Annotated in this window: 16 protein-coding genes and 1 pseudogene; 11 read left to right on the forward strand and 6 right to left on the reverse strand. The window is 32.4% G+C overall.

Translation table 11 applies throughout. The features are described 5' to 3' along the window. Positions 1-14 precede the first annotated feature (14 nt). The 4 genes from RLT85_RS10360 to RLT85_RS10375 all read left to right on the forward strand — a co-directional run bounded on the left by RLT85_RS10360 (position 15) and on the right by RLT85_RS10375 (position 3,170). Entirely contained in the window at positions 15-467 is a 453-nt protein-coding gene (locus tag RLT85_RS10360) for an MgtC/SapB family protein (RefSeq protein ID WP_311401965.1), read from the forward strand. A gap of 377 nt (positions 468-844) precedes the next feature. Continuing rightward, on the forward strand, positions 845-1,594 hold the full coding sequence (locus RLT85_RS10365) for a 3'(2'),5'-bisphosphate nucleotidase CysQ family protein (RefSeq protein ID WP_311401966.1): 750 nt from the start codon (positions 845-847) through the stop codon (positions 1,592-1,594). Between the two features lie 101 nt (positions 1,595-1,695). Beyond that, on the forward strand, positions 1,696-2,355 hold the full coding sequence (gene gntA, locus RLT85_RS10370) for a guanitoxin biosynthesis heme-dependent pre-guanitoxin N-hydroxylase GntA (RefSeq protein WP_311401967.1): 660 nt from the start codon (positions 1,696-1,698) through the stop codon (positions 2,353-2,355). A 230-nt stretch (positions 2,356-2,585) separates the two neighbouring features. Beyond that, positions 2,586-3,170 carry a DUF1989 domain-containing protein gene (locus RLT85_RS10375; RefSeq protein WP_311401968.1) on the forward strand — a complete coding sequence of 195 codons (585 nt, stop codon included), beginning with the start codon at positions 2,586-2,588 and terminating at the stop codon, positions 3,168-3,170. Between the two features lie 163 nt (positions 3,171-3,333). On the opposite strand, the gene RLT85_RS10380 is transcribed toward RLT85_RS10375, so the two are convergent. The 3 genes from RLT85_RS10380 to RLT85_RS10390 all read right to left on the reverse strand — a co-directional run bounded on the left by RLT85_RS10380 (position 3,334) and on the right by RLT85_RS10390 (position 5,412). Then, positions 3,334-4,071 carry a DUF3891 family protein gene (locus RLT85_RS10380; protein WP_311401969.1) on the reverse strand — a complete coding sequence of 246 codons (738 nt, stop codon included), beginning with the start codon at positions 4,069-4,071 and terminating at the stop codon, positions 3,334-3,336. Positions 4,072-4,101: 30 nt separating this feature from the next. Beyond that, positions 4,102-5,121 (reverse strand): hypothetical protein, encoded by a 1,020-nt coding sequence (locus tag RLT85_RS10385; protein WP_311401970.1) that lies wholly within the window; start codon positions 5,119-5,121, stop codon positions 4,102-4,104. Between the two features lie 129 nt (positions 5,122-5,250). Further along, positions 5,251-5,412, reverse strand: coding sequence for a hypothetical protein (locus RLT85_RS10390; protein ID WP_311401971.1), 162 nt, complete (start codon positions 5,410-5,412; stop codon positions 5,251-5,253). A gap of 883 nt (positions 5,413-6,295) precedes the next feature. Between RLT85_RS10390 and RLT85_RS10395 the strand changes: the two genes are divergently transcribed. The 7 genes from RLT85_RS10395 to RLT85_RS10425 all read left to right on the forward strand — a co-directional run bounded on the left by RLT85_RS10395 (position 6,296) and on the right by RLT85_RS10425 (position 14,905). Further along, entirely contained in the window at positions 6,296-6,436 is a 141-nt protein-coding gene (locus RLT85_RS10395) for a hypothetical protein (protein ID WP_311401972.1), read from the forward strand. Positions 6,437-7,001: 565 nt separating this feature from the next. Next, complete coding sequence (locus RLT85_RS10400; RefSeq protein WP_311401973.1) at positions 7,002-8,060, forward strand: endonuclease/exonuclease/phosphatase family protein; 1,059 nt, start codon at positions 7,002-7,004, stop codon at positions 8,058-8,060. Positions 8,061-8,432: 372 nt separating this feature from the next. Continuing rightward, complete coding sequence (gene sbnA, locus RLT85_RS10405) at positions 8,433-9,428, forward strand: 2,3-diaminopropionate biosynthesis protein SbnA (protein WP_311401974.1); 996 nt, start codon at positions 8,433-8,435, stop codon at positions 9,426-9,428. Positions 9,429-9,443: 15 nt separating this feature from the next. After that, entirely contained in the window at positions 9,444-11,180 is a 1,737-nt protein-coding gene (locus RLT85_RS10410) for an FAD/NAD(P)-binding protein (protein ID WP_311401975.1), read from the forward strand. Between the two features lie 10 nt (positions 11,181-11,190). Next, on the forward strand, positions 11,191-12,654 hold the full coding sequence (locus RLT85_RS10415) for a Y4yA family PLP-dependent enzyme (protein ID WP_311401976.1): 1,464 nt from the start codon (positions 11,191-11,193) through the stop codon (positions 12,652-12,654). A 256-nt stretch (positions 12,655-12,910) separates the two neighbouring features. Further along, positions 12,911-13,087 carry a BF3379 family histone-like protein gene (locus RLT85_RS10420; RefSeq protein WP_311401977.1) on the forward strand — a complete coding sequence of 59 codons (177 nt, stop codon included), beginning with the start codon at positions 12,911-12,913 and terminating at the stop codon, positions 13,085-13,087. A gap of 438 nt (positions 13,088-13,525) precedes the next feature. After that, the gene (locus tag RLT85_RS10425) at positions 13,526-14,905 is read left to right on the forward strand and encodes an NAD-dependent succinate-semialdehyde dehydrogenase (RefSeq protein WP_311401978.1); all 1,380 of its coding nucleotides are present in this window, start codon (positions 13,526-13,528) and stop codon (positions 14,903-14,905) included. A gap of 160 nt (positions 14,906-15,065) precedes the next feature. On the opposite strand, the gene RLT85_RS10430 is transcribed toward RLT85_RS10425, so the two are convergent. The 3 genes and pseudogenes from RLT85_RS10430 to RLT85_RS10435 all read right to left on the reverse strand — a co-directional run bounded on the left by RLT85_RS10430 (position 15,066) and on the right by RLT85_RS10435 (position 16,031). Next, the gene (locus tag RLT85_RS10430) at positions 15,066-15,623 is read right to left on the reverse strand and encodes a DUF6624 domain-containing protein (protein ID WP_446221216.1); all 558 of its coding nucleotides are present in this window, start codon (positions 15,621-15,623) and stop codon (positions 15,066-15,068) included. Between the two features lie 6 nt (positions 15,624-15,629). Beyond that, positions 15,630-15,767: pseudogene (locus tag RLT85_RS15120) on the reverse strand (TPR end-of-group domain-containing protein); the annotation flags it as partial. Between the two features lie 84 nt (positions 15,768-15,851). After that, complete coding sequence (locus RLT85_RS10435; RefSeq protein WP_311401981.1) at positions 15,852-16,031, reverse strand: hypothetical protein; 180 nt, start codon at positions 16,029-16,031, stop codon at positions 15,852-15,854. Between the last annotated feature and the right edge of the window lie 286 nt (positions 16,032-16,317).

The following is a 16,317-nucleotide window of genomic DNA, read 5'->3' on the forward strand; positions in this document are numbered from 1 at the left end:
TAATACAATAAACCATGGAGGTGGAGTTTACAGATTTCATTTTAAAGTCCGGGGCAGCAATCGCAGCAAGTCTTTGCATTGGTTTGGAACGTCAGATTAAAGGTAAGCCTGCTGGACTCAAGACGAATATATTGGTAGCCTTAGGAGCAACCATATTTGTGATCATATCTAATCTCTATATCACCAGTTCAAATGCAGTTCCCACACGTGTTATAGGTCAGATTATAGTAGGGGTGGGATTTCTTGGCGCTGGTGTGATTTTAAAACAACAAAGCTCAGAGAAGGTTTGGGGTTTGGCCACTGCAGCGACCATTTGGTGTAGCGCCGCAGCGGGTTGTCTAGCTGGTTTAGGTATTTATAATGTACTCGCTGGGTTTTCGATTATGGTAGTCCTAATTAATTTGATTTTTGGTTACTTCGGAAAAAAATTAAATAAAGATTCATCTGATTTTTTAAATGATGTATAGTGGTTATTCATCTACTGAATAAAATGTACCTACTTCTGCCAAGTGTCAAATCCTATTCATTTAGAGTTCTCATTTCTTGTGCCTTGGACAGATGTAAAATCTTTTTTAAGCGGAAGCGGTGTAATTTGGCGTCAACTTTCAAATTTGTTTAGAGAAACGTAAACTAACTTTAGAAAGGAAGTTGGATATACAAACTTATACGTCTTAAACATATGTTCTACAAGGTAAATATCAATTTTTGAAATCATAATTAGTTGTATTTAACACTATTGGCATTAATCATAGCTCGAAAGAACTGTAAATTTTGTAGTGTGAATCAAACAAAGTATTTTTGTCATAAAGTATAAATTGAAAGAACTTAAAATAGAAATATCTGTATGAATGTAAAAGATTATTTGGCTATGGCAATTGATGGAGCGAGAGATGCTGGGATTAAGCTTATGAGTATGTATCATAAAAACCCACAAAGTTTTACTTCCGAAGAAACTATAGCAGCCAAAATAGAAGCTCAATCAATTTTAATTCATCAATTATTAAAAAGTGATTTTCCAGTTCTTTCTGAATTAGGAGCGCAGGTGAACTATGAAGAAAGAAAAGATTGGGATTATTTTTGGATGATAGATCCTTTAAATGGTCAAGATTCCTTTAAAGAACATAAAGACGAGTTCACAGTTAATGTGGCTTTAATTTATAAGGAGGAGCCTGTTTTGGGAGTGGTATACGCACCCGCATTGGATAAATTATTTTTTGGAGGAAAGGAATTTGGAGCTTATATGGATGAAAACATGGAAAAGGAACACCGATTAGAAATTTTCAAGAATAAGACAGATACTTTGAGACTTGTAACTTCACCTAAAGGTTTATCACCAAAGGCAAAAAAATATTATGAACCCTTAGGAGATGTTGAAACTATTACTATGGACAGCTCGTTGCAATGGATGTTGTTGGCAGAAAGCAGAGCAGACGTATATGCTTTTTTTGAAGAATCTTGGGAATGGAATACAGCTGCACCCCATGCGATATTAAAAGCATTGAACTTAGATTTAAAAACAATTCATAATAAGAATATACTCACCTATAATAAGTTAAATCTTAAAAACACAGATATTATTGTGGAAGTAGAATAGCAATTACTCTAAGCAATACATATTTGTTTTATTCATAATTCCTAATACTATTTATAGTTCAAATTTGGCTTTCGTAGAACATAGGATTAAATAAATCTTTGATGATGAAAAGTGAAAATAAAAACTTCCAGCTACTTAAAGAGTGGATTGTAAAGGATAATCATCCTTGCATCATGGCGCAAACAGTTTTTAAAATGGATATGGTAGACTATCACGAATATGCTGGTTTTGGTTCTAAATCTGCTATAGAAATAATTCTAAGTGATTTGGAAAAGTATATTGCAAGCTATGATTTTAGTTCTAACGATTTTTTCACTTTTATAGCAAGCTTTCCAAACGAGACGGAAGAATTCTCTGAAAAAGAATTTGAAAAATTACTATGGCGTCAATTACAGTATCTTCACGATGCAGATGATTTTGATTGGGATCCCGAGGTGAATTCCAATCCTGAGGATGAAAATTTTAGTTTTAGCATAAAAGGAAGAGCCTTTTATGTGGTAGGACTGCATAAAAATTCTTCTCGAAAGGCTAGACAAACACTTCATCCCACCATTGTATTTAACCTGCACAGTCAGTTTGAAAAATTAAGAGAAATGAATTCTTATCATAAAGTAAGAGATCGTATCAGAAAAAGAGATATAAAATTACAAGGTGATATGAACCCTATGTTAGAAGATTTTGGAGAAGATTCTGAAGCCAAGCAGTACAGTGGGCGCAAGGTAGAACAAGACTGGAAGTGTCCATTTCAGCATAAAAAATAAGTAGTTACCACAGTAAAATTTAAAAATATAATTTTTTAATTGACAGGTAATTTTTTACTTGCTATGTTTGAGATAGTTTTGATATTTGTGAGTGACGCATTTTGTAAAGTTTGGATATAACTGGGTGAATAGAGTATAGGTTTCTTAGCTAGTTGAAAATAACAAGAAATATGCTTCTGAATTTATATAAAAAACGCTTAGAAATAAAATAATTAATTTAAAGTTAGAGCATGATTTGTGAAATAAAAAAACAAAGCGGAGTTGCCTTTTTGCTGAACAAGGGCCAACGCCTAAAAGTGATTGATCCTAAAGGAGAGCAAGTAAGTGATATGGTATTGTTCAATCTGGAAGATTCTAGAGAAAAATTGTCTTCTGGAAAAACCTTAGATTTTGAGGAAAATTTACTCATTACTACAGGAAATTTCCTTTGGTCGAATCGAAGTAACAAAATGATGAAAATTATAGAGGATACTAATGGTAGAAACGATTTTCTATTAGCTCCTTGTAGTCCAGAAACTTTTCAAATTATGTATGATAATCCAGATTATCACCCAAGCTGTTTCGAAAATCTGTATGTAAGCTTGAAAGAACATGGGATAGAGAAAGATGATATACCTACTGCGTTCAACATTTTTATGAATGTACAGTGGGATATGCAAGGCAATTTGAGCGTTGAAGCTCCTCTTAGCAAAGGGGGAGATTATATGATTTTAGAAGCTCAAATGAATTTAATTGTAGCATTAACCGCTTGTTCTGCGGAAGATAGTAATAATGGGAGCTTTAAACCAATTCACTATGAAATCTTAAATCAGTAAACTAAGAATATAAGAAATTATTTAGGTTTCCATATCTCAAACAAATAAAAAAGGTCTGAAGGCTTTGGTGCTGCAGACCTTTTTTTTGGATATAAATTTTAATTTCAGCATATTAGAAAAAATCATTTTAGTGTTACTTATTTAAAACTGTATTTTTTTAGTTCTATTTTACAAAATGAAACTTTTGAATGACTGGTAAAGCATTTTCAATACAATTTTTAAAATAGCTTTCACTTTTAAAGTTGGCTTGATTTAATATTCTCGTTTCAATATTCAATACAAATTTTTCTTTTTCGAAGATCCACGGTTTTACGGTTAAACTGCCATTCTTACGCCCCGAAATAAAATACTTTTTACCATCAATAGAGGTATTAACTTCCAGTTCTCTCCCCATTACTGGTATTTCATTTTTACATAAGATCAATGAAAGTCTATCACAAAATCTTAATAATTCATATTTTTCTAAAACATCATCTTTAGTAAGTTGATAAATATTCATCATTTCTTGCTGAAGAACTTTTTGTTGCTCAAAAAAATTACGAAGCATTTTGCTTTTGGGAATTCTTGATTGGTTTAAAAAATTTAGATGCTCTATAGTCATTAGAAAAATCAAACCAGATTTTCTTAAGGCCTGTTGTGTAAGGCGATCCATTCGCGTAATGAGATCTGTAATCTGATCTTTGTTATTGGTAAAATCTAATGGAATTCCATTTTTGGATAGATGATTTTTTTCGGAAAAACTTAATTGAAGATCATCGTGATAGTTCACAGCTTGTTGCAAATCTAACCAATTCTTAGGACGCAATGCTTTATCTAAATGAGAGGCAATTTTACTAGCTAGCAATCCGTGAGCCGCTTGATAGATGATTACATAACCGTCTTTTATTTTATTTACAATCATGATAGTTCACATTAAATTTTTAAAACCCTATTATTTGTCTTTTTCCTTTCTAGGGATAATTACATCGTCCCAGGTCCAACCATCATTTTGAATATAACCTAATACTTTTTTCCGACGATCAGATATCTTACCTAGTTCTAGCATAGGATCTGCCATTACCTTATTTGCAAATTCTTTAGATAATTGCGATTTGTAATCAAATGGAGGTGGTTCTTGAGCGGCAATAATGAAGCTACAATCTAGTCGCTCATAAAAATTATCAAGCGCACCCTTTAATATATACCAGTGATAATTTTTAGGAGAATCGTCTATTTTATAAATTTCTTGAATAGAAATGGTTTCATCTAAAACGGCCAAACTAAGTGAAATCGCGTGAGCCTTTTTATTGGCATGAAAATAATGCAATATGGGATAGGCCAGATGCCGCTCTCCGTGTTTAATCAAAAGACTTTCTAAGTTGCTAAAGCGTTGATAAAGGGGTTCAAAACCATCTCCATTGTAACCGTTTTTGATAATTTCAGCAGGTGTAGAGCCTAATTTATCTATGTGTACAGCTAAAGTTCGCTTATCAATTACCGCTTGTAGAACTGGTAAGAGATATGAAATTCCTAAACTGATAAAAATCATAGAATTTAATCCCATGATGTTCGATATAATTTGCCAAGTACCACTGCCAGCTCGAAAATCACCATTACCCAAGGAAGTGAGCATGTAACCCACATAGTAAATCTTTCCGACTAGAGAAGCTGAATTTCCTGTTGTATTACTAATTACAGAGCTTGGTTCTGAAATATAAATTAAACTATATCCCAACCAGATAAAGCTTATCCACATAAAAAGAAAAACCAATAATATGATAGGTCCACATAAATTTAGAATTTTCCGCTCTCCATTACCGCCTGAAATCTTGTAAAAAAGGCGCCATATACCTTTAGAAACGGTACTCGACAAGAATCCCGCACCGTTAATATAGATAATGGTTTTAAAAATATCTACTAATACCACCGCTTGTATTAATAGTCCTAAAAAAATTAAAATTACTTTTACCATATGTGCTGTATTATTTCACAAAACTGGATAATTATGATAAAAGTGAACCACTCTTTCCATTTTTTTTATAACAAAATAGGCATATAATTAATAAAGTGTTTTTACTCTAAATTTATTAAGCGGATTATTTTAAAACCAATCGAAAAAATAAGTTCCTAAGGTAAGTATAGCTACTCCTATAATCACTATTCCTAGAATTATTGCTCCTACATTACTAAAGTTGATGTTGCGTTGAATGGATTTAACTTCCTCTTTATTATTCTGATTTTTTTCTCCTGTATGATGTTTCATGATATTTCTTTTTGCTTACTGAAAATTAAAACAACTGACAGATATATGAAATGAATTTAATAAATAATTAATAATTTATTTATGAATACTTAACATAACCTTCTGGATTAAAAATAAAATGAGAAATTTATATGTGTATTATTGAAGATGTGTTTACTAGTCTTAATTGGATAGAACTTGATGAATAGATAATTTTCTTCACATAAAATATCACTAAATTTGTACGCATGTTACTAAAATTTGGTAATGTACGTTAAGGAATCTATTGGTATAACTTCATTGTGGCCATATAACTGAGTCGAAAGATGCCGCGTACTATGAAGGGCTGCAGATAGAGTTCATTACGATCAATTGTTGGGAGTAAGTACTGATAACAAAATTACATATGCCATTCTCTAGCACCAATAACACTGGCTATAATTTCTCAAATGCTTCCACTAATCGGATACAGCGAAAAAGAACGATATTTTTCTATATAATTATTTATAAGAAATTTCTCTCAAAGCCTTTTCTGCCGACATTCTGTATTAATTTAAGACATGAAATGTGTAAAGCTATTATGCTAATCATAGTTCGATATTCATCTAAAATTAATTCAAATATGTCGCACATAGCAATTTCAGAAATATACAATCCAGTAATAGACAATCCAATGAAATTAAATTTTATTAGGGAGAGGTAAAGTTTAAACTGTTAAATATTGGAAACAGTTATATTCATTTTAAGTATTTTCCTATTCTACTTTATATTTCAACACCAATAACTAAAAATCATTATAGAAAAGTGAAGTGAAATTAAGTTAAAGTTAAAAATTGTTTAACGCAAGTTCTTTTTAAGTAGAATCTGTCTATCTTTTATTATAAAATTTAATAACCTGATAATAATGGATAAGGAAGAACAAAACGAAAAGCACGTTGTAGCAGACAAAACAACGGAAAAGAAGTATAATGCAAGTGAAGAAAAACGAGAATCTTCAGCTAAGACGATGTGGACTAAATTGAAAAATATTTTTTTTAATCGATAGTTTAAAACATCCAGAAATTTAGGGTAGTTCTATGATTCGCACTGTAATTTTGAAAATGGATTTCAAATTTGTATTGCATAGTGTTAAAGATTCGCGCAAACATATCCGAAGAAATTCCGCAATTAAAAATATTTAGCGAAAGTTGTCTCTATATGTAAAGAATTTTGGAAACAAAAAATGGCAGTAGAGAGATAATTTAAAGCGGTCGTGAAAATAAATTTAGTAAATAGCTTATCAATTCTCTACATATATGTTTATGTTATGGGAGAATACTGTGGTAAATCTAGATATTTAATATAATTTTGGACCTGTATTTTAAACGTTGTTTAAAATACAGGTGTTTGAGCAAAATTTTACTAGCAATTATTTTGCGCGATTTTTATTCTTCATATAATACACATAGGCATAAAAACCAATTTGTGCAATTGTTGTGATTTTAAAAATAGTGCTAATTGCTTTACGGGTTTCCTTTTTCATAAATCTTTATTTTTTTAAATTTACATTTTATTTTTGCAGCTGATAGTTAAAATATTGCCATAATAAATAAATTTCACAAAACAACTGTATGAATTATATTGAGGTTATCGTTTTAATTCTAAATTTATTGATATGTCTCCCTATTTTAGCCTCTCTTACAAAATTAGATTATTGGTGGGTAAGGGATTTTGATTTTCCCAGAATACAAATTAGTGTACTAATTGTCTTAAACATAGGATTAGGCTTATGGGCATATCCCTTTAACGAATGGTATACCTTTCTAATTATTGGTACGCTATGTCTCTGTCTTATTTATCAATGTTGGTATATTCTTCCCTATACTGTTTTCTGGAAAAAACAAGTTTTAAAATATAGAGGGCCAAAAAATGATAATGAAATCAGTATTTTAGTAAGTAATGTGTTAACATCAAACGATAAGTATGATCAATTGATAGGTTTAATCAAAAAGAGAAATCCAGATGTTTTTTTAACTTTAGAGTCAGATAAAAATTGGGAAAAGGCGCTAAATGTTTTAGAAGATGATTACGGGTACAGCGTTAAAGTGCCTTTAGATAATCTTTACGGAATGCATTTATATTCTAAATTTCCTCTAGAGAAAACCGAAGTGAAATACCTTATTAAAGATCATATTCCTTCCATTCACGGTCTTATAAAGTTACCTAATGGAAAAAATGCCACATTTCACTGTTTGCATCCAAGACCTCCAAGCCCTACAGAAAGCAAAACTTCAACAAATAGAGATGCTGAATTGCTACTAATAGGAAAAAAAATAGATAAAGATGCAGAATTGGTTTTGGTATTTGGGGATCTTAATGATGTAGCGTGGTCCAGAACCACAAAAATATTTCAGAAGATTAGCGGATTGATGGATCCAAGAAGAGGACGAGGATTTTTTAATACTTACAATGCTAATTACTTACTTCTGCGCTGGCCTTTAGATCACGTATTCCACAGCAGCGATTTTACGCTTATAGAAATGGCTAGAGAAAAACATATAGGATCAGATCATTTTCCTATGTATATAAAGTTAAATCATACCCCACGAGCACAATGGAAACAGAAGAATCTCGATTCTTCTAAAGACGAAGAAAAGTGGGCGAATGAGAAAATAAAAAAGGCGGAGTAAGCTATAAAATTTTTAGAAGTGTTGTAAGGCTATCTTTACTTTATGAAGGCTACAGGTTTCTATTCATAAATTCTTCGATGACTATGTGTAGCGAAACTGCCTTTCCTCTAGAAATTGTATAAATATTTATTGCTATTTGAACCCATAATTGAGATAATATTTTCTGTTTTTAATCCATTTGCAATAAAGATTAACACGTTAAAGCACGTGGTATAAAGAGTACTTGTTCTTAAATAATATATATACTATTTTAGCAACGTTGTTCTTAATTTTGCCAGATTATGGGTTCATCCTTCATCTTAAACAGGCAAATTTTTCAACAAAAAAATAAAGATTCAAAACACATTTATTTAAAAAATAGTTTAAAATAAGATGATTTCTATTTCCAAATCTAAAATTATTTCTGAAAGCAAAGTGGCTAATTCAGTGCTAGAAGTAATAGGTAATACTCCATTAGTGCATTTATCTAGAATTTCTAAGCGAACTGACTTATTAGTTTATGGAAAGCTAGAATCTTCTAATCCTGGAGGGAGTATAAAAGATAGAACAGCACATTCTATTGTTAAAGATGGATTTGCTAACGGTTCAATTCATGCCAACACGACATTAGTAGAGAGTAGCAGTGGGAATATGGCCATTGGATTAGCTCAAGCTTGTAACTATTATAAATTACCTCTCATAATTGTCGTTGATCCTAAGGCAAATACACATACGCTCAAGATTTTAAAAGCATACGGCGTTCAAATAGAAAAAGTTGAAGAACCTTTAGAAAATGGCGGCTTTTTAGCTGCGAGGTTAGAACGGGTTCAAGAGATATTACATAAAAATCCAAATGCATTTTGGACTAATCAATATGGAAATGAGGCCAATCCTAAGGCTCATCATCAAACCATGCATGAAATTGCAAATACAGAAGTAGGCACATTTGATTATGTATTGGTATCTACCAGTACCTGCGGTACTTTAATGGGATGCGCAAAATATATTAAAACCCATAACTTACCAACTAAAATTATTGCGGTAGATGCAAAGGGCAGTGTGATTTTTGGACAAAATTCAGAAAATAGATTAATTCCAGGTCACGGGGCTGGTTTACCTTCGCAATTTTTAAATAAAGATAGCGTAGATGAAGTAGTGCATATTAGCGATTGGGATTGTGTACAAGGTTGTGATACTCTGCTTCATGAAGAAAGTATTTTAGCGGGAGGATCTTCTGGCGGTATTGTTTCTGCTTTATTAAAAATCGCTAGCAAATTACCTAAAAAAAGCAAAATTGCCATAATTCTCTGCGATCGCGGAGAGCGTTATATGGATACGATTTACAATCCTGTATGGAGAGAGGAACATTTCAGCAAAAAGAATGTTTGAATATAGTATATCGTGATGGAAGCCACATTTCATATTGGTATTGTAGGATTAGGTTCTAAGGGTCTTTTTGGCTTTGAGCGCTTACTTGCAAACCTCAAATCGATTAAATTTGCAAGTATTGAAATTCATCTTTTTAATGCTACTAATTTGTTTGCAACCGGTTGGATCTATGATCCTAAGCAACCCGATTATTTGAAAATGAATTATCCCAATATTTATATATCATTAGAACCTCCTAAAGAGCCACCAGCCCTAATTAAAATTTTATCGTTTTCACAATGGCAGGCAAATAAGTACAAAACTTCTGCGGAAGAAGTAGATTACGCTATAGCTTCAAGGAAAGAGGTAGGAGCTTATTTTCATCATTATTTCACAAAGCTTTGTGCAAGTTCTCCCAAAAATATTAAAATCCATAAGCATTTGGCGAAGGTATTATCTATTCAAAATATAGATGAAAAATATTCCGTACAAACAGATCGTAAAAATTGGAAAAGTCCGTGTTTCTCTTCTCTCTTAATTACAACGGGACACTCTCCAAGTATCTCTAGTAAGTTGCAGAAACCTTATCCTAAGCAAGACAATATTCCATTTATTTATCCTGTAAACGAGAAACTGAATTTTATTCTACCCAATGCTAGCATTGCCTGCAAGGGGATGGGTTTAACTGCAATAGATGCTATTTTAGCCCTAACGGAAGGTAGAGGTGGAGAATTTGATTCTAAAAATAAGCAAGAATGGAAGTATGAAAAATCGGGGAAAGAGCCTTTAAAGATCTATCCTTTTTCCATTTCAGGAATTCCTATAGTTCCTAGAAATCCGCATCCTTCAGGACCTCAAAAGAGTTATCTTTTTAAACGATATATAAATAGTTTTGATTCTCAGTTAAAAGTGTTTGACTTCGAAAAAGAGTTGCTTCCTGTCATTAAACAAGATATGGTAGGGGAATATTATTTTCAAGTTTTTAAAAATTATGGTAAAAATTTATATCTAGATCAGCCTTTTGAAGAGGTAAAAGAGGAAATTCACGAATTTCATAATCTTTATCCTTTAGAGAAAGAATTTAAAGCTACTGATTTGTTATATCCTAAATTTAATCCGAAGAAACTGAATTCAGAACTACTAGAGTATTGGAAAATGTGGTTGGAAGAATTAGAAAGAAAAGATAGTCCGCTTGTAGCAGCTGCAGGAACATGGAAAAATTTAAGTGGAGACTTTAATACGCTGTATTCCAATAATAGATTAACTGCAAATTCTAAGGCGAAATTTACAAAAACCTATTTTTCGCTTTTTAACCGTGTTTCTTATGGTCCGCCCATACAAAATATTAAAAAGATGTTAGCTCTTGCAGATCGAGATATTTTGGAATTTACATTAGCCAAGAACCCAAATGTAGAAGAGGTAAATGGCAAAAATTATTTGACTTTAAACCATAACCGAGTTTCTTTTGATGTACTTTTAGATGCGCGTATTCCTAGAGGATATGATAAAAATTCTGAAGTGCTTTTTACCGAAAAAAAATCAGAAACTATTTTTAGGTTCCACACATCAATGCTTAATTTTAATTTTGCAGATACGTTGATGATTGATAAAAATGGAAATCCTTTAGACGAAAAGGGTATTCCAAACCTTAATATTTGTTTGTATGGAACGCCTACGGAGGGAGTCTTATTTGACAACGATACCTTGTCTAGAAAAAGAAATGATACCGCCAGCCTGTGGGCACAAAAGGTTAGTGAGCTTATAAAAAAATAAAAATTTAGTTATGAAAAATGTAATTCCAATTTTAGAACCAATTGTTTCTCCTTGGATGGAATATGTAGTGAACGATTTTCAGCTGCAGAAAGACTTATTAGATACGTATGATTCTCCCTTAAATATTCATCATTTGCAATCGTTTGAAGCAAATATTGAAGAATATGTATCGTTTTTTAAGCAGTATAATTTCAGAAGTAAAATTTTTTACGCTAGGAAAGCAAATAAATGCAGCAGCTTAGCAAGTGCGGCTTTTAAAAGTGGAATAGGAGTAGACACCGCCAGCTATGCCGAATTAAAACAGTGTTTAGATGTACAAATAAATGCTGAAGATTTAGTGCTTACAGCCGCCATAAAAAACACGAAGTTATTGCGTCTTGCGATTCAGCATGAAGTATTAATTATTATAGACAATCGGGATGAAGCAAAGCTGATTTATAATATATGTCAAGAAGAAGATAAGCAAGCTAATGTAGGATTACGCATAAGCGGATTTGAGTTCGACAATAAAAAGTTAAGAAGTAGATTCGGATTTGATATAGATCAGGTGGAAGATTTTATACTTCAATTTTTTGATAGTAAAAATGTTCAAAAATATATGAATTTTACCGGGTTTCATTATCATCTAGATGGTTACGATACCCGACAACGCGGAGCTGCGCTGCATCAAACTTTAGACCTAATTGAAACTTTGAAAAAGCATCATTTTAATGCTAGTTTTATTGACATTGGAGGTGGCATTTTAATCAATTACTTGAAGAGTAAAGAACAGTGGGACCTTTTTCAGGATGAGCTAAAAAAAGCAGTTTTAGGTAACCGAGACCCTATCACATATAACAATAATGGTTTGGGTTTTATAGCTCGAGATAATAAAGTTGAAGGCAAATTAGCGACTTATCCATACTACAATGAAATGCCAAAGATAAATTTTATAAAAAGCGTTTTAGAAGTTAAAAATGAAGAAAATATTTCGGTTTTTAAACGCTTAGAAGAAATGGACATTGAATTGCGTTTGGAGCCAGGACGTAGTTTACTAGATCAAGTAGGGATTACCATGGCAAAAGTAGCGCATAGAAAACAAGATGCGAATGGGAATAATTTGATAGGTTTAGAAATGAATATGACACAGATGACAAGTTCTAGTGCAGATTTTTTGTTAGATCCCATAGTAACTTACTCGCGTCCAAGCGAAAATAAAAATGAGGTGGAAGTTTATTTTACGGGAGCCTATTGTTTGGAGCGAGATTTTATATTAAAAAGAAAAATTACGCTCCCCAAACTACCTGAAATAGGGGATATCGTAACTTTTGTTAATACTGGCGGTTATATGATGCATTTCTTTGAAACTGAAGCTCATTTATTTGAACTCTCCCAGAATATTTTCGCACATAAAATTTCTGCCCAGACAAAAGCATCTGATTTTTTTAGAGATGAGAAAAATTTAGAATCTATGCGGGATAAAAAAACAGTGTAGAGAATGTTAAAGATGCAATTGCGAACTCAAGTGATTTTTTTAATCTTGGATGCTGGAAAAAATAGTTTTAAAGGGAAAGCATCAGTAGAAATTTTGCAGGATAACCCAGATAAATAGGGAAGGCAAGGAAAAACTGATAAATTTAAGGAAAAGCACTAATATACAAACGCATTGTTATAATTTAATGTGTAGGATAAGTGGGATTTAAGCGGAATAATTATATTTTCGCTTTTAAATTTAATTTAAACCATATATTATGAAAGAACTTATTGAAAACATGCAAAGCACTTATGAATCTTTTGAAAGTGATGCTACCACACAATTAGAAAACGGTAATAAAGCAGCAGGAACAAGAGCAAGAAAATCTTCATTAGCCTTAGAAAAATTATTAAAGGAATTCCGTAAAGTTTCGATTGCGGAATCAAAAAAGTAAGTAGTACGAACCTTCTAGAAATAGAAGGTTCTTTTTTTTAGTTTTTTTAATATAGAATTAAAGTTTACATCAGCTAATACAAAAAAATAATTGGTTGATATTCAATCTCAAATAACTGAATGATATTCTCCTTCCAGCGATTCAGCTAAGTCATTTAAGAGTATTTGAAGCATCTAAAAGCGTATTTTAGCTAAAGAAGTTATGTTTTTCCGAAAAAATTCCGTGGCATAGTATTCTGTTGAAGTGGTGATTTACAAGCTAAATATAAGTCAATTTCAAAGCTTATGTTTCTGATTTATTTCAGAAATAACAATTCAAATGCTCTTTCAACATACTCTTTTTCGGAACTATTATTTTCCTAAATAATTGTTTAATAACATTTTATTGGGAATTTTAGTTCTAAACTTTCTTAATTTTAATGAAAAAATATAGAATACTATGTCAAATACATTTAAAACAACAAATCCAGCAAACGAAAAAGTTCTTGAAACATATACTTATATGACTTCTGAAGAAACTGAGAATGCCATCGAATCTTGTCATCATGCTTTTTTAGAATGGAAGAAAAATACACCCAAGGAAAGAGCTCGCTATATTAAAAAAATAGGAGAGGCACTTCAAAAACATCGAGAGGAATTGGTTCATTTAATGACCGATGAGATGGGAAAGTTGCTGCAACAGAGTAAACAAGAAATTGACTTATGTACTCAAATTTGTAATTGGACGGCAGAGAATGGTCCCGAAAATTTAAAAGATGAGCAGAGAGAATTACCTAACGGCGGGAAAGGTGTTATTTCATATTCTCCTACCGGCGTTATTTACGGAATTCAGCCTTGGAATTTCCCAGTGTATCAAGTAATGAGATATACGATTGCTAATTTAATGGCAGGAAATGCTGTTCTCTTAAAACATGCGGTAAATGTGACGGGAACCGCCTTGTTGTTAGAAAAAGTGATAGGGGAAGTTGGTTTACCTAAAGACTTATTTAAAGTTTTAATAATTGACCACGATGCTTCTGATGATGTTATAAAAAATAAGTTAGTACGTGGCGTTACTCTAACTGGAAGTCCTGACGCAGGAAAGGTAATTGGTGAAAAAGCAGGAGCGGCTTTAAAGAAAACTGTATTAGAATTAGGTTCTAATGATGCATACATTGTTCTTAAAGATGCCGATATTGATATTGCAGTAAAAGCTTGCGTTAATGGAAGAATCTATAATAATGGGGAAACTTGTGTTGCCGCTAAGCGTTTTGTAGTAGTAGAAGAGGTGTATGAAGAATTTAAAAATGCATATGTAGCAAAAATGAAGTCCATTACATATGGCGATCCTAAAGAGAAAGATTCTAAAATGGGACCTATGGCTAGAAAAGATTTAAGAGAAAAATTACACGAACAAGTTGAAAATAGTGTAAAAAATGGAGCTAAGATTTTATGCGGAGGAGAACTTCCAAAAGTAAAAGGATATTACTATCCCGCAACGGTTTTGGAGAATGTATCTTCAGGACAACCTGCTTATGACGATGAGCTTTTTGGACCTGTAGCCGCTTTAATTAAAGTGAAAGATGAGGAGGAAGCTTTTAAAGTAGCCAATTCGAGTCGGTTTGGATTAGGAGGTGGAATTTTCACCAAAGATGAAGACAGGGCTTTTGAACTGGCTAAAAATCATTTTGATACGGGTATGGTATTCATTAATTCCTTTGGACTTGCACAGCCGAATATGCCATTTGGTGGAGTTAAAGATTCTGGTTACGGAAGAGAACACGGAGGATTTGGAATGAAAGAATTTGTAAATGCTAAAGCGATGATGCGTTTAAAATAAGACTTAATTTTAAAAAACTAAAAGCTGCATATACTTTATATGCAGTTTTTTTTATGTGTTGTTTTTAAAGAGGAGAGTGTAAAAAACGCTATTTCATTTTACTTTCATTTTCCATGTTTGCCATTCTTTCTTTATGTTTTTCAACATCCCAAGTCATATCCTAGTTAGAAACATAATCAGCAATAGAACCTAGGCCTACTTTTGCTCTTCGTTTATCCACATTTTCTGGATCGATTAGCGGAGAAACATAAAACTCTCCAGTTTCTGGGTCTCTTCCTATTTGGCTTCCGTAAATTTGTTTTTCTCCCTTTCTTAAGGCCACTCGGTCTTCTAATAAAGCTAAACTACTTGCTCTAGCATTTCCTTCATCTACAGCGTCTCGCATCATAGGAAGGTATTTTTCTTGTATTTCTAAATCTGAGTGTTGTATCACTAAAAATAGGGTGGAATTTCCTTGTCTACCAATCACATCAGATCCTAACCAACCGCGTTCATCTAATATGTTCTGAATTTTAATTAAGTTGATAGAATCCTTCTCTATGATTTTAGCCCAATGCGCTTTCATCTCTTTAGAGTCCCTTCCAAATTCAGCTTCCACATCCCTAATTTGTTTTCTTAAACTCTGGTCTTCTTCATAAATAGTATCTAAAGTCGCTACAAGAGGCTTATCTAAGTTGGCTTCTGCTTTTTCTTTATTTGCTTTTACTTGTGCTAGAATTTTATCCCAACGCTTGTCGCTATGTAGATTGTCCAAATCAGAATCTGTAGTAATGTGGTCGTAATTAATGTAATTCCCTTCTTCTGCAGCCTTCTGCAACTGTACAAAAGAAGAGTCTACTTTATTGGCTAATGCCCAAGAACAAGCCGCGTTGTACCTGTCTGTAGTCTCAGATTTTTTGCCAAGAACCTCAAAAGCTTCACTATATCTTTCTCCTGATTTTACATATTATTCTTCTTGATAAAAGTTCCAAGCTTCACTTTTTAACCCGTTATACATAGCCATTTCTTCTATGCTAGGTTCTTTCTCATTAGTTTGTGTAGTAGGATTTTCTTCCTTTTTTTCTTGCTGATTTTTACAAGCGCTAATCGCTATGGCTAATGCTAGTAAGAGAATTGTTTTCTTCATAAATGATGATTTTAGGAATTAAATAATTATTTATGTTTTAGTTTCTGCCTATAAAAGGCATTGTTGTCCCATAAAGAGCCAAGACCTCGCGTACCGAAGTGGCACATTTGGGCGAGCCGCCATCCGCCCGTTCCGAAGTGGGCGTGCGCTTATAGAAACAAGAGTCAAGACTTAATTGTAACTAATTAATAGACAATAGAATTTTAAAATAAAAATATTCTCTCGCTCTCTATAAAAATCATGTTCAAAAAACAAGATATCCATTTTAAAATCTTCATACATCTCA

Origin of the sequence: Mesonia ostreae (assembly GCF_031845265.1) — a bacterium.
GTDB lineage: Bacteria > Bacteroidota > Bacteroidia > Flavobacteriales > Flavobacteriaceae > Mesonia > Mesonia ostreae.